General features: G+C 66.3%; 12 protein-coding genes. 6 read left to right on the forward strand and 6 right to left on the reverse strand.

The features are described from left to right. Positions 1-108: 108 nt before the first annotated feature. From ASF30_RS05925 to ASF30_RS05945, 5 genes are all read left to right on the forward strand, one after another. The gene (locus tag ASF30_RS05925) at positions 109-2,904 is read left to right on the forward strand and encodes a hypothetical protein (protein ID WP_055902932.1); all 2,796 of its coding nucleotides are present in this window, start codon (positions 109-111) and stop codon (positions 2,902-2,904) included. Positions 2,905-3,012: 108 nt separating this feature from the next. Beyond that, complete coding sequence (locus ASF30_RS05930) at positions 3,013-3,897, forward strand: ABC transporter permease (RefSeq protein ID WP_055902935.1); 885 nt, start codon at positions 3,013-3,015, stop codon at positions 3,895-3,897. After that, on the forward strand, positions 3,897-4,637 hold the full coding sequence (locus tag ASF30_RS05935) for an ABC transporter ATP-binding protein (protein WP_055902938.1): 741 nt from the start codon (positions 3,897-3,899) through the stop codon (positions 4,635-4,637). The genes ASF30_RS05930 and ASF30_RS05935 overlap by 1 nt, the downstream gene beginning before the upstream one ends. Then, positions 4,634-6,217 carry a methyltransferase domain-containing protein gene (locus ASF30_RS05940; RefSeq protein WP_055902940.1) on the forward strand — a complete coding sequence of 528 codons (1,584 nt, stop codon included), beginning with the start codon at positions 4,634-4,636 and terminating at the stop codon, positions 6,215-6,217. The genes ASF30_RS05935 and ASF30_RS05940 overlap by 4 nt, the downstream gene beginning before the upstream one ends. Beyond that, positions 6,214-6,456, forward strand: a complete 243-nt coding sequence (locus ASF30_RS05945) for a hypothetical protein (protein WP_055902943.1) — start codon at positions 6,214-6,216, stop codon at positions 6,454-6,456. Before ASF30_RS05940 ends, ASF30_RS05945 begins: the two co-directional genes overlap by 4 nt. A gap of 35 nt (positions 6,457-6,491) precedes the next feature. Here ASF30_RS05945 and ASF30_RS05950 read toward each other — a convergent pair whose 3' ends face one another. The 6 genes from ASF30_RS05950 to rfbB all read right to left on the reverse strand — a co-directional run bounded on the left by ASF30_RS05950 (position 6,492) and on the right by rfbB (position 13,386). Next, a complete protein-coding gene (locus ASF30_RS05950; RefSeq protein ID WP_055902945.1) occupies positions 6,492-8,021 on the reverse strand; it encodes a glycosyltransferase family 2 protein in 1,530 nt (509 codons plus the stop codon). After that, a complete protein-coding gene (locus ASF30_RS05955; RefSeq protein ID WP_055902947.1) occupies positions 8,018-9,988 on the reverse strand; it encodes a glycosyltransferase family 2 protein in 1,971 nt (656 codons plus the stop codon). The genes ASF30_RS05950 and ASF30_RS05955 overlap by 4 nt, the downstream gene beginning before the upstream one ends. Next, a complete protein-coding gene (locus tag ASF30_RS05960) occupies positions 9,981-10,676 on the reverse strand; it encodes an IspD/TarI family cytidylyltransferase (protein WP_055902950.1) in 696 nt (231 codons plus the stop codon). Before ASF30_RS05960 ends, ASF30_RS05955 begins: the two co-directional genes overlap by 8 nt. Before the next feature lie 7 nt (positions 10,677-10,683). Then, positions 10,684-11,475 (reverse strand): NAD-dependent epimerase/dehydratase family protein, encoded by a 792-nt coding sequence (locus ASF30_RS05965; protein ID WP_055902953.1) that lies wholly within the window; start codon positions 11,473-11,475, stop codon positions 10,684-10,686. A gap of 70 nt (positions 11,476-11,545) precedes the next feature. Further along, positions 11,546-12,391: a dTDP-4-dehydrorhamnose reductase gene (rfbD, locus tag ASF30_RS05970; protein ID WP_055902956.1), complete on the reverse strand. Its 846-nt coding sequence runs from the start codon at positions 12,389-12,391 to the stop codon at positions 11,546-11,548. Positions 12,392-12,399: 8 nt separating this feature from the next. After that, positions 12,400-13,386, reverse strand: coding sequence for a dTDP-glucose 4,6-dehydratase (rfbB, locus tag ASF30_RS05975; protein WP_055902959.1), 987 nt, complete (start codon positions 13,384-13,386; stop codon positions 12,400-12,402). A gap of 158 nt (positions 13,387-13,544) precedes the next feature. On the opposite strand from rfbB, the gene ASF30_RS05980 reads away from it, so the two are divergent. After that, entirely contained in the window at positions 13,545-14,405 is an 861-nt protein-coding gene (locus ASF30_RS05980) for a class I SAM-dependent methyltransferase (protein ID WP_055902961.1), read from the forward strand. Positions 14,406-14,411 lie beyond the last annotated feature (6 nt).

Raw genomic sequence — 14,411 nt, forward strand, 5'->3', positions numbered from 1 at the left:
GTGCTGCGGCGGCTCCGGCGTTGCGTCTGGTGCAGGAGTGACTATCGCTCGTACCATGAAAGGACATGTGCGGGAATCGGGTCCTGCCGTGGAAACGGAAGTTGCAGCGTGCCGAGCCGACTGAAGAACATTCTGTCCGGGGTCGTCATCGCCGCCCTCCTCGCATCCGTGATCACCATCGCTCAGTCGACGGTGGCACCGAACGCGCCCGCCGAGGCTGCGCAGGGCAAGGACTTCAACGCCGGCATGATCATGAGCGACGAGGTGTTCTACAACCCGTCGACGATGAGCACGAGCGCAGTGCAGGCGTTCCTCGAGGCCCGCGTTCCGACCTGCCGCTCCGGCTACACCTGCCTCAAGAGCTTCCGCCAGTCGACCACGTCGCAGCCGGCCCGTTCCGAGGGCTGCTCCGCGTTCTCGGGCGCCTCGAACGAGTCCGCCGCAGCGATCATCGTCAAGGTCGCGCAGTCCTGCGGCATCAACCCCCGGGTCATCCTCGTCCTGCTGGAGAAGGAGCAGGGGCTGGTCACTGACACCTGGCCCGGAGCCAACCAGTACCGCAAGGCGACGGGCTACGCCTGCCCAGACACCGCTGATTGCGACGCCGCCTACAACGGCTTCTTCAACCAGGTGTACAACGCCGCCTGGCAGTTCAAGAAGTACCGCGCCCGCCCGGCCGACCGCGGCTACGTCGCCGGTCGCACCAACACGATCCAGTGGAACCCGAACGGTGCCTGCGGCAGCTCCCAGGTCTACATCGAGAACCAGGCCACAGCCGGCCTCTACGTCTACACGCCGTACCGTCCGAATGCCGCGGCGCTGGCCAATATGTACGGGACCGGAGACGGATGCTCCGCCTACGGCAACCGCAACTTCTGGCGCATGTTCACCGACTGGTTCGGTTCCACCACCCAGAAGGAGTACGCGCTCGTCAAGCGCGCCGGCGGTTCCGAGATCTACGTGATCTCGGCCGGCATCAAGTACCACGTCGCCACGCAGGCCGACTACACCGAGTTCACGAAGGCCTTCGGCACCCGCCAGGAGGTCAGCACGATCTACCTGCAGAGCATGCCGACAGGGCCCGACGCGAGCCTGTTCATCACGAACACGCTGACCGGAGCCGTATCGCTCCTCCAGGGCGGCAAGACCCACAAGTTCGCCACCTGCGCCGCTGTCTCTCATTGGGGCGGCAGCTGCAGCTCCGGCCTGATGCCGCTCACCGAGCCGATCTACACCTCCATCGCCGTGGGGCCGGCTATGACGAACTTCGTTGCCAGCGGCGGGAAGACCTACCTCCTGGAGTCATCCAAGCTTTACCCGATGTACAACGCGGCAGCCGCTGCGGCATTCAACCGTGGGAAGGCGCCGTACGCGGCGACTATGACCGCAACGGTTGCCAAGAGATATTCCGTCGGGGCAGTTCGAGTGGCCCCCGCAAGCCTCATGCGCACCTCGGCATCGTCAGCGCTCTGGTACGTCGACGGAACCAACCGGCGCTACAGCGTCACCACCACTGCCATCACGAAAGAATTCGGACTGACCTCGACGACGCCGTCGGTGATTCCGGATGCCGTCTTCGCCGGTTATAAGGACGGTGGGAAGCTCAGCCTTTTCACGCAGTGTGGAACAAAGCTGTACGCGGCGACGCAGGGATCTTTCGCTGCGCTCGCGCAGACTGGAGCGGGCGGATTCACCGTTACGCCGCTCTCAGGCTGGACCTGCAACCTGCTGAAGCTAACGGCTGCGGCTGTTCCGGGTGGGCTCTATCTCAAGGCCGTCGGGGCGCCCGAAGTGTACGTGGCTCTCGCAGGTCAGCTGCGTTACGTCTCCTCGCCGACGGTGCTCAAGGCGCTCAACGGCGGTAGCACGCCGCGCATCGTTAGTGTGGGTCGAACGTCCTTGTCGACACTCAAGCGTGGCCTTCCGGCATTGGGTATCGGCGCCCTCGTCCGCACCGTGACTGACGACGACGTGTACTTGGTGAGCGGCACATCCTTGATCCCAGTGAAGAATCTGAGCGCTCCGAAGGAGTTCGGAATAAGCACGAAGGTGCACATCGTCGACGGGACCCGATTCACCGGCTACAAGACCAGTTCCTCCCCGCTCGGCGTCTTCGCACAGTGCGGCTCGGACGTCCTCTTGTCATCGGCTGGCAAGGCGGTACGTGTGACGAAAGCTGCTTCGGACGGCAATGTGATCACAGGATTGAATTGGCTGATCTGCAATAACCTCGCACGTTCGACCAGCTCTATATCCGGGGCCATCATCGTCGCGTCGGGATCGAAATCGGCGGTGGCCGTGGCAGGTGGATTCGCAGCACTTCCGAACTCGGCTGCGGCGACGGAGGCGAATGGTGGCAAGGCGTCCCAGCTGCAGGCCCTGTCATCCGACTCATTCGCAAACCTGCCTGCCGCGAAGTCGCTGCCGAGCTCGGGGTCGCTCGTACGGGGTTCGACGAATACCGCTGTGTACCTGATCGTCGGATCCACTCGTGTTCCGTTGCCCAACTGGGGCATCGCGGCCGACCTCGGCCTGATTACGCGCTACGCCGTGGTCTCGCCCACCCGCGTGGCTCCGTTTTCGACGTCCGCGAATGGACTCGGTAACTTCGTGCGCTGCGGCAAGATCACGTATTTCGGTGCCGGAGGCGTACTTCGCGCGGTCACCGACGCCGCCGCGACAGGGTTCCCTGTCGTCGCCCTGGATACGGCGGCCTGCGCGACGCTGAAGATCAGCGCCGAACCGACGCTGGCGACGGTCTACGTCGCCGCGCCGACCGGAACAGACGCTTGGTTGGCGAAGGACGGGAAATATACATCCGCCGGGAATGTCAAGGCCGTTCCGGCCGGCTCCGTCGTGTTGCGAATCGACGCCCGCACGCTGGCGTCTCTGCCACGATCCTGAACGCATACAGCTTGCTTGGAGGTCGCCGGAGCACCGTCGGCTAGTATTACTGACGGCCATCACCGTGGTTCTTCAGTGACTCAAGAGTTGAAAGTAGTCGAGTAGCACGTGACCCGTATTGAATCCCGAACGGATCTCAGCGACTTCAAAGTCCCTGGGCGAGGCCGCGGAATCCTCGATGTCTTCCGTTACCACTACCTGCTGCGTCTGCTCATCCGCAAGGGCACCTCGACGCGCTATCGCAACTCGGTACTGGGGTGGACCTGGTCCTATCTGAAGCCCGCCGCGCAGTTCATGGTCTATTACTTCGTCATGGGCGTGATCCTGCAATTCCATAAGGACATCCCGAACTTCGCGATCTTCCTGTTCTCCGGCGTGGTCATCATCAACCTCTTCAACGAGGCCTTCGGCAACGCCACGCACTCGATCGTCGACAACCGAGCCCTGGTCAAGAAGATCTACCTGCCGCGCGAGCTCTTCCCCATAGCGTCGATCATCATCGCCCTCGTTCACTTCCTTCCGCAGGTCGCGATCCTCCTACTCGCGTGTCTGCTCGTCGGCTGGTTGCCGACCTTCGCCTCCCTGGGCTTCTTCGTGCTCGGGGGACTCATCATCCTGTTCTTCTCCCTCGGCCTCGGACTCCTGTTCGGTGCGCTCAACGTCCGCTTCCGGGACGCCCAGAACTTCGTCGAGATCATCCGGATGCTCTCCACCTGGAGTGCCCCGGTGCTGTACTCCTGGGTCATGGTCAAGGACGCCCTGCCGGCTTGGGCCTTCGACATCTACATGCTCAACCCCCTCGCCGTCGCCGTCGAGCTGTTCCATCGCGCGTTCTGGGAGACGACAGTGTCTGCCAGCCAAGTCGGCAATCACGGTTTTCCTCCCGGCATGACCCTCTATGTGATCCAGGCCTTCGTCTTCTGCATCGTCGTGATCGTCATCGGTCAGCTCACCTTCCGCCGCCTCGAGCGCCGATTCGCACAGGACCTTTGATGACAACACTCACCGACACTCGCCCCAGCATCATCGTCGACTCCGTCCGCAAGGACTTCCTTCTGAGGCACACCCATTCGATGAAGGAAGCCTTCATCGGGTGGATGAAGCGCAAGAAGGTCGGCTCGAGCACCTTCCAGGCGCTCGAGGGAGTGAGCTTCGAGGTGCGCGAGGGCGAGTCGCTCGCTGTGCTGGGCTACAACGGTTCGGGCAAGTCCACGCTCCTCAAGGTCATTTCCGGCGTGCTCGAACCCGACAGCGGCAAGGTTCTCACGCGTGGGCGCGTCGCCGGCCTCATCGAGGTCGGGGCCGGCTTCCACCCCGAGCTCTCCGGTCGCGAGAATGTCTACCTGAACGCCGCGATCCTCGGCATGAACGCGGCAGAGACCGATGCGCGCTTCGACGACATTGTGGCGTTCTCCGAGATCGGCGACAAGATCGACCAGGAGGTCAAGCACTACTCCTCCGGCATGTTCATGCGCCTGGCCTTCTCCGTCGCCATCCACGTCGAGCTCGACATCCTTCTCGTCGACGAGATCCTCTCCGTCGGGGACGCGCCGTTCCGGGAGAAGTGCAAGCAGAAGATCGCCGAGCTGACCTCACAGGGCAAGACCATGCTGATCGTGAGCCACAACCTCGGCATGGTCCGTGAGATGTGCGACCGCGGCGTCGTGCTGCGTAAAGGGCACAAGGTCTTCGACGGGCCGATCGAGGAAGCTATCGCGGCTCTTTCTCAATGAGGATCGATGAGCGAGGCCTGTCGATCCTCCGTCACGAGATCGAGGGAGCCGCGACCGTCGACGTGACGTTCGATGGTCAGCGCGTGTGGTCGACCCGAGTGGAGTCCGACGACGATTCCGAGTCGACGGATGCCGTCGATCCCGAGGTCTTCCTCGCCTGGCCGGCTGCGCTCGCGCCGTACCTCGACGGCATCACGTCGGTCGAGGTCCGTGATTCAGCCGATGGCCGGTCGCTGGCCTCCGGAGAGGCGCGACTGGGCGCCGGAAGCTCTCGGATAGCCGTGGTCGACGCGCAGGGCCGACACCTCGCGATGAACAAGTGGGACCGCCTCGGGGTGGTCTTCGAGGGCAATGACAGCGGGGTGAAGGAGCGGCTGCTCGCCAGCGCTGCCGCCGCCGTTGCCGTGCTGGAACGCGCCGGCTATCCCGTCTACATCGTCGGCGGGACGCTGCTCGGCTACATGCGCAACGGGGGACTTCTCCCGCACGATGACGACATCGATCTCGCCTACCTGTGCGAGGAATCCGATCCGACCGATATCGCACTGACGAGCTACCGCATGGAGCGGACGCTGAAGGCGGCCGGATTCGTCGTCGTGCGGCACAGCCTGGCCCACCTGGAGCTCGACTTCTTCGACGAGAACGGTCACGTCGACTACTACATCGACATCTTCACCGGCTACTTCCGGGATGGCGAGTACTGCCAGCCGTTCGCCCTCCGCGGTGATCAGGTCACTCCCGCCGACCTCGTGCCTGTGAAGCGCATCGAGGTCGACGGTGTCGTCCTTCCGGCACCGGCGCGGCCCGAGGCCTGGCTCGAGTACGCCTACGGCCCCGGCTGGCGTATCCCGGACCCCACTTTCCAGTTCGTCACTCCCCGGTCCACCCGCGACCGTTTCGAGACCTGGTTCGGGGTGTACAACCGTGCGCGGGTATTCTGGGACAAGAGCTATGCCAAGCAGGACGGCGTGCAGGGATCGTCGCCCGACGACCAGTGGGTCGAGGACTTCCTGGATCGGCTTCCGGCCGGAGCCAACGTGCTCGACCTCGGTTGCGGTGACGGTGCCGTGACGGAGCGGATGGCCCGTGCCGGCCATCGCGTCGTCGGGGTCGACTACAGCAATGAGGCTCTGAATCTCGCTCGCGCGTCCTCGACCACCGATGCCGACTACAGATTCGTCAACCTCAACGATCGGCACGCCCTGTTCGCGCTCGGTTTCGACCTGATCGAGACCCGAGAGCCCTGGTGGGTGTTCGGGCACGGGCTGCTCCAGGGAATGACGAAGACCAACCGCCGGAACGTGTTCTACTTCCTCAACCTGGTCCTCCGTGGCGACGCCGAGGCCTACATGACGATGGACACCGAACTGCCCGACAGCTATAGGCGCGAGGACCCGACCACCTGGCATCTCCCGGTCGAGTGGCTGCACGACGAGATCGCCGGCTATGGCCTCCGGTACGAGACCCGTTCGCCGGGGCTCTCGGATCGCTACGGCATCAGACGCCGTACGATCGCGGCCACCATCCGGCGGCTCGATGAACTGGCACCCGCGACATCCCAAGGACTGGAGCACCTATGAAGAACCTGATATCCAAGGTGGCCTCGCGTCTCGCCCCGCGCACGTACGAGAACCTCCAGTTGCTCGCTACTGTAGACGTGCAGACCGGGGAGACCGTCGCCACCATGCTGGCGCGCCACCAGGTCGAGGTGAAGGAACTGCGCGCAGAGGTCAACGAACTCCGGCGCGACAACAGGCGCGTGACCGAGCTCTACGATGCCGTCTTCGAGCGCATCCGCTCCGACAACCCGCTGGTCTGATCGACCGGGTGCCGCGAGACGAGGGAACCCGGCAGTCAGCGGTCCGACAGGGTGAAGCCCACCGCTCCGAGCGGAGTCCGTGACACGTCGATCGATCCGCGGGTCAGCCGACCGACGACCGTGGGAGAGGCGCTGCGCACGCCCCGTTGATTCAGTACGCCGAAGAGCTCGGTCCTGGCGTGGAGATCCCAGCGTCCGGCCGCGAGAGGCCGATCGATGGCGACCCGCTGCGGGTCGATGACGGCGACGGACCGGGCCGTGACGTCGGGGTAGTCGGTCGAATCAGCGACGGAGACCTCTGTTGTCGTCGGTGCGAGCCAGGTGATCGCATCGCGCCGGGAACGCACGCCGATCGTCACGCGCGCCGCCAGCACGTCGTCGGTGACGTCGAGGAGGGCGGCCGGAAGGGCCGCTTCGAGCTCCGGTGCCAGGCGTCGAAGCACTCGTCCCGATCGCGGTGACAGGTCGAGGAATCCGTGCTTCGTCGTGAACCAGACCGTCTTCGCCCGTACCTCGATGAGATCATCGACGACCGAGATCCCGGTACAGAAGGCCTTGCCGGTGATGTCGGCGTCGTACCTGCCCAGCATCGTGATCAGGTCGGCTCGCCCGGTGCGGATGAGGTGGGCGCGGGCCTGGAGGTGCTTGGGCAGCTCGGCGTCCCACCCTGCGGGGAGATGCTCGCTGATGATCTCTGCCGCCGTGGTCAGCGCGAACTCCTGATCGCCGCGCGGCCGCGCCCGTAGACCGGCGCCCAACGCGGGCAGCAGTCGCGAGCGGTACTGCTCCATCAGCAGCTGGCGGCGCTGGAACGTGTTGAGGTCCCCGTCCAGACGCTCCTCGACGTACGCGAAGATGCGCCGCAGTGCAGACCACCACTCCACTTGGTCGTCCGCATAGCCTGACGACGACGTCGTCGCCCCTCGCACCCAGTGGTAGAACGGCTCGTCGGCCATCGTGGCGATCCTGACCGCGTGACGGGCGACGTCGATGTTGAAGAACACGTCCTCCCAGATCGCCCGACGACCCTCGGGAAACCTGATGCCGTGCTCGCGCAGGAAGGCCGTCCGGTACAGCTTGTGCGGATTCGTGGGGACGAGCGGATGCACGTCCTCACGTCCGACGGCGTTGTCGAAGTTCGCGGTGTAGGTCGGCAGCGCCCACTTGGATTGATCGGTCCGCGCCTCCTTGCCGTTGACGACGTCGGCGTCGGCCCGCCTGGCCCGCTCGTAGGCGGCGGTGAGGGCATTCGGGTAGAGCTCGTCATCGTGGTCGAGGAAGATCACGTACTCGCCACGGGCGAGGTCGACGCCGAGGTTGCGCGGCGCGCTCGGCCAGCCCGAGTTCTCGATGCGCTCCACCCGCACGTTGGCACGATTCGAGGCGAGCTCCAGCAGGCGTGCATGAGTGTCGTCGGGCGATCCGTCGTCGACGAAGATCACCTCGAACTCGGCAGAGGGGAGGGTCTGACCGTCGAGGGAGGACACGACGCGCGCGAGGGCGTCGCCGGTCGCGTACGTCGGAACGATCACCGTCACCTTGGGGGCGAGGAGGGCGGTGTTCACGAGTCCATTCTGAGGGGCGTGACGCTCACCTGAAGCGAACGACTCATCTCGATCTGCCAGCGCCTCGGTCCCGCCGGCGCGTTGCCACCGGTGATGATGAACCGGTGGACGTCTCCCGGAAGGTCCACGGTGACGGTCGCGCGTCCGCGCGAGGTCGCGACGGATGCCGGCACGGTGCCCTCGCGCGGGCCCTCGGAGCGGCCCAGCGCGACTCCGGCCGTCCTCCTGGCGCGCCCGGCCACACGCCCGACGATGCCCCGAAGCGGGCGCACGTCGAGCGTCGTCTCGGTCGTGCCGTCACCGTGGAGGTGGGCGCCGCCCAGCTCGAGGCTGAGTTCCACGCGGTCCTCGCGCCGGCGAGCCGAGACGGCGACGAGCTCGATGACGTCCGACCCGAGCACGGCCCCCGCCGGTCCGATCGCTACGCTGAGGAAGCCGTCGGCGTTCACGTACGGGATGACGGAACGACCGTTCACGATGGCGGGCTGCAGTGCGGAGGAGTCGGCGGCGGCCAGCCTGGCCTGTTGGCTGGATCCGGCCAGGGTGGCTCGGACGTTGAGGTCCCAGAGCCCGTCGACCAGAGGCGAACCGAACACGGCGCGGTCGACGTCGAGGGTGGCCGTGCCCGATACGTCGAAGACCGCATCCGCTCGATCGATCGCGACAGCCGATGTCGATGGCAGCATCCAGGTCACCCGAGATGAGCGCGAGCGGATGCCGACCTCCGACCTCGCCCCCTCGATCTCGGCCGTGACGTCGAGGAGGTCGGGGCCGGCGGCCGCGGCCAGGGAGGGGGAGAGCCTCTTCAGCAGGCGGCCGCCATCAGCCGCGAGAGCGTGGCGCCTGCCGGATCCGGAGCGCCACGCCGTGTCGACGTCGATGCGCAGGACGCCATCGCTCCACGCCGCCGACGTCAGGCGACCTGCGCCGGGCACGGCCCTGTCCTCATCGCAGGCGAGGAGGAGTCCCGGGAGATCGCCGGCACGCAGGAGTCTGGCCCTGATCTGCTGGGAGCGCGTGAGTGAGGCGTCGAACCGCGTCGGCAGGTGGTTCTCGACCAGAGTCCGGGCGCGGTCGAGGATGAAGCGTTTCTCGACATCGTCGCGTTCGAGGAATGCCGCGTTGAATGATGCGAGAACCCGAGCGCGGTACTGGTGCAGCAGCAGCTGGTCGCGTTCGGCGGGCTTCTCGGCGAGGTCCGTCGTGATGGCCGACAGAACCTCGTCGAGCCAGTTCCACCAGTCCGCGTTCTTGCGAAGGAAGGTCGTCGACCCGCTGCCCGGGTGGGTCACCCAGTGATAGTACGGCGTGCTGGCCAGCGTCGCCACCCTCTCGGCGTGCCGTGCGACGAGCACGTTGAAGAAGATGTCCTCCCAGAGCACCCGGCCGCCCTCGCGGAACCTGATGTCGTGCTCGCGCAGGAAGGCCGACCGGTAGAGCTTGTGGGGATTCGTCGGGGTGAGCGGATGCTGGTCGGCTCGTCCGATCGACTGCGGCAGGTCGCGCCTGTAGGTGTCGATGGCCCACTCGGCATCGTGGGTGCGCGCCTCCTTGCCGTTGACGACGTCGGCGTCGTTGGCGCTGCCGTAGGCGTGGGCTGCACGCAATGCGTCCGGGTACAACAGATCGTCGTGATCCATGAAGGCGGTGTACTCGCCCCGGGCCAGATCGGCGCCGATGTTGCGGGGCCGGCAGGGCCATCCCGAGTTCTCGATGCGCTCGAGCCGGTAGTTCGGTCGCGTCGACGCGATGGCGGTGAGGCGCTGCCAGGTCGTCTCGTCGGGGGACCCGTCGTCGACGATGACGACCTCGAACTCGGCTTGCGGCAGAGACTGGGCGTCGAGGGACGCGACGAGTGCATCGAGTGCCTCGGTCGGCTTGTAGGTCGGGATGACGACGCTGACCTTGATAGGGACGTGGCCGGGTGCGGCCGCCTGCTCGAGCGCCGTCGTCGGGCCTTCAGTCATCTTCTTCGAGGAGGTTGGCGGCGATGAGGCGAGCGGTGCCTAGGTCCTGCGGGGTCGTGATCTTGATGTTGTTCACATGTCCCGGCACGATCTTGACCCTGTGGGAGCAGAACTCGGCGACCAGGTCGGCGTCGTCGCTCACCCGTGCGTAGGCCCCAGCTATGGCCGTGTCGTAGGCGGTGGCCAGGAGGTCGCGCCGGAAGCCCTGGGGGGTCTGTCCGAGCCAGGAGTGCGATCGGTCGAGCGAGCCCTCGACGAAGCCGTCGTCGCCGATGAGCTTGACCTGTACAGTGCTCGGCAGCCCGAGCATGGCGGCACCGTGCTCGACCGCCGCGGCCGAGACCCTGTCGATGAGGTCGGGGGTCACGAAGGGCCTGACTCCGTCGTGTACCAGGATGAGGTCGCCGCTGGTCGCGTCGAGGCCGTTCTTCGCGGACAGATGGCGTTCGGTGCTGCCGACGACGATGGTGACATCGATACCGGCCTCCTCGAGGATGCGCCGGTACGTGGCCTCGTGGTCGGCGCTGACAGTGACGATGATCTCGTCGACGAGCGGGATGTCGAAGCAGCGCACGGTCTTCTCGAGAACCGTCATGCCGTCGATGGTGACGAGCAGCTTGTTTCCGCCGAAGCGGGTGCCCTTGCCGGCACAGGTGATGATGGCCGAGACGCGATACCTGTCGAACATGCCGGCCTCAGCGATCCGCGACCGCAGTGCTGCGGGTGAACTCGGAGATGGCGGCGATGACCTGCTCCTTCGAGGCGAGGTGGGGACCCGAGGCGCCGAAGAGGTCGGCGTGCTCCGTGGTCATGGACCTGGTGTACATCTGCGCGAACGGGTCGACGGGGCCGGGAGGGTTGTTGCCCGTGATGTCGCGGCCGAACACGGTGCGGGCGACCTCGGCGTTGCGGAGCGGCTCCGTCGCGAAGTTCATCGATGACAGTCCGGCGTCGAGGCAGACGGTGATGTCGTTCCAGAGCCGGCGCACGTCGTAGTACTGGAACTCGGTGTCCGGGCGGATGTACTCGACCCTGTAGTCGTTGGCCAGATCGTAGATGAGGCCCTTCTTGAGGGCATCGCCGTAGAGCTGGGGGAGTCGTACGACGAGGGTGTCGAAGGCGGCGCTGAGGCGCCTCTCCTGGTGCAGCCGGTTCTGGCCGTAGGGCGTGAGGTCGTCGTCCGAGAGCGGCGTGGACTCGTTCGGCGCGCCGCCGGCCGGGTAGACGCAGACTGTGGAGACGAGAACGAGCTTGCCGATGCGCGCAGTCTCCAGGTGGTCACCGAGGGCGTCGACCTCGGCGAGGTCGCCGGCCTGATCCCGATTGATCCGGAACGAATCGGCCCGATTGCCCGCTGTCACCACCAGGTCGTACTCACGTCCGGCGATGTCGGCGATGTTGCTCGAGTTGTAGAGCGCATCGAACGGGAAGCGGGAGGCGAGATTCGAGCCGACGAACCCCGTCCAGCCGATCAGGGCAGTCTTCATCTGGCGCGTCCTTCGTCGTGGCGGTCGGTTCGATTCTAAGCGGGGGCCACCTGAGCATCAGCGGGGAGCGTCAGCTGAGGGCGCCCTCGTCGACGGCCGCCTGCAGAGCCTCGCGCCACGGGCGCATCGGCTCCAGACCGGCACGGGCCCAGCCATCGTGTCCGAGCACCGAGTACGCTGGCCGCGGGGCGGGACGCACGAACTGCGAGCTGTCGGTGGGGTGGATGCGCTCGGGGTCGAGGCCCGCACTGGCGAGCACGGCACGGGCGAAACCGAACCAGGTCGTCGAGCCGGAGTTGGTGCCGTGATAGACGCCGGCCGGGGCGTCGGCGTCGAGCAGGCGCACGATCTGGCGCGCCAGGTCACCGGTCCAGGTCGGCTGCCCGGTCTGGTCGTCCACGACGGTCCAGGACGGCTTGGAGCTGGCGAGCGCGAGCATGGTCCTGGCGAAGTTGCCGCCGCCTGCGCCGTAGAGCCACGCCGTGCGCACGATGTAGTGACGCGGATTCGCCGCGGCGACGGCGATCTCGCCGGCGGCCTTGGTGCGGCCGTAGGCGGAGACCGGATTGAGCGGAGAGTCCTCGGGGTACGGGGTGGTGGCTCGCCCGTCGAACACGTAGTCCGTCGAGATCTGGACCATGGTGGCCCCGTTCTCGGCCGCCGCGACAGCGAGGTTCTCTGCTCCGAGCGCGTTGACCGAATTCGCGGCATCCTCATCGGACTCGGCGTCGTCCACCCGCGTGTACGCGGCCGCGTTGATGACGACGTCGTGGCCGGCGACGGCCGCGCGCACGGCCTCGAGGTCCGTGACGTCGAGATCGGTCCGCCCGAGGGCGGTCACCTCGCGGCCCGAGAGGGCGCTCTGCAGGTCCTGGCCGAGCATGCCGGAGGCGCCCGCGATGAGGTAGGAGGTCACCGCGGGTCTCAGCTCAGGGCCGCGCGGGCCTTGAGCGGCTCCCACCAGGAACGGTTGTCGCGGTACCACTGCACGACATCGGCCAGGCCCTGCTCGAAGGGCACCAGCGGCTCGTAGCCGAGCTCGGCGCGGATCTTCGAGATGTCCACCGAGTAGCGCAGGTCGTGGCCGAGACGGTCGGCGACGCGGTCGACGTACGACCAGTCCTTGCCGGTCGCGTCGAGCAGCAGCTGGGTGAGCTCCTTGTTCGTGAGCTCGGTTCCGCCGCCGATGTTGTAGATCTCGCCGGCCCGACCGTTCACGAGCACCATGGCGATGCCTCGGGTGTGGTCGTCGACGTGGAGCCAGTCGCGGATGTTGTTGCCCTCTCCGTAGAGGGGCACGTGCTTGTCGTCAATCAGGTTCGTGACGAAGAGGGGGATGACCTTCTCGGGGAAGTGGAACGGCCCGTAGTTGTTCGAGCAGCGGGTGATCGACACGTTCAGGCCGTGGGTGCGGTGGTAGGAACGCGCCAACAGGTCGCTGCCCGCCTTCGACGCCGAATACGGGGAGTTGGGCTCGAGGGCGCGCTCCTCGTCCCATGAGCCCTCGGCGATCGAGCCGTACACCTCGTCGGTGGAGACGTGCACGAAACGGGGCAGCTTGTTGCGCAGGGCGGCGTCGAGCAGCTGCTGCGTGCCGAGCACGTTCGTCTCGACGAAGATGCTCGCATCCCGAACCGAGCGGTCCACGTGGCTCTCGGCGGCGAAGTGCACGACTGCATCCAGCCCGGGGAAGAGCTCATCGAGGAGCGCGCCGTCGCGGATGTCCCCCTTCACGAAGGTGTAGCGCGGGGACTCCGCCACTGAGGCGAGGTTCTCGAGGTTCCCGGAGTACGTGAGCGCGTCCAGGACGACCACCTCGGCTCCTTCGAGTCCGGGATAGGCGTCCTCGAGGGTGCGACGCACGAAGTTGGAGCCGATGAACCCGGCGCCGCCGGTTACGAGGATCTTCATGGGAGAGGGGTGTCCGTTCGTTTGATTGCCTCGAGGATTCTATCGTCTGGCGCCGCGACCCGCCCTCAGCGGCCTCACTCCGGCGCACGGGATTCTCCTACGATGGTCCCGGGCGACAGCCGTCGCTCGATCGTCTGGTCCAGCTGATGGAGGCTCGTATGACCGGTATCGAACCGAGTGCCCGGCAGGCATGGCTCGACGAGACGAGCTACTGGACGCCGAAGTGGCTGGTCCCGTCGGCCTGGCACGAGCACTCGCCGTTCGCGTTCTGGCTCATCAACGCCCTGCGTCCGCAGACGATCGTCGAACTCGGCACCCACAACGGCTTCTCCTTCTTCGTGTTCTGCGAGGCGCTCAAGCGACTCGGCCTCCGCGCCGAGGTGAACGCGCTCGACACCTGGGAAGGCGACGAGCACGCCGGGCGCTACGACGAGAGCGTCTTCGAGTCGGTGACGCGGATCAGCACGGAGGACTACCCCGAGCTGGCCGTCATGAAGCGCGGCTACTTCGACGACTTCGTCGACGGCACTCCTGACGGGAGCGTCGACCTCCTGCACATCGACGGTCGACACCGTCTGGAGGATGTCTGGCACGACTTCAACTCGTGGCTGCCGAAGGTCTCCGACCGCGGCGTCGTCATCTTCCACGACACCGCCGAGCACAAGAAGGACTTCGGCGTCTGGCAGTTCTGGGCGGAGGTGAGCCGCGACTACCCGTCGTTCCAGTTCGTGCACGGACACGGGCTCGGCGTGCTCGCCGTCGGCACCGAGGTCCCGAGCGCGATCACCGAGTTCATCGCTGCGGCGAACGCCGACCCCGACAGGGTGCGCGCGACCTATCACGAACTCGGCGCGCGGGTGAGTGCCACGGCCGCCGTCCAGCGCAGGCTGGCCACGACGACGCAGGAACGCGACAGGGCACGCCGCGAGGTCGATGACCTGCGCACGAGCACGAGCTGGAGGTTCACGGCCCCGATGCGGGCCGTCACCTCGAAGCTGCGCCGGGCGCCGAAGCCGTGATGTCCC

The sequence above is a fragment of the Leifsonia sp. Leaf264 genome (assembly GCF_001422325.1).
Lineage (GTDB): Bacteria > Actinomycetota > Actinomycetes > Actinomycetales > Microbacteriaceae > Orlajensenia.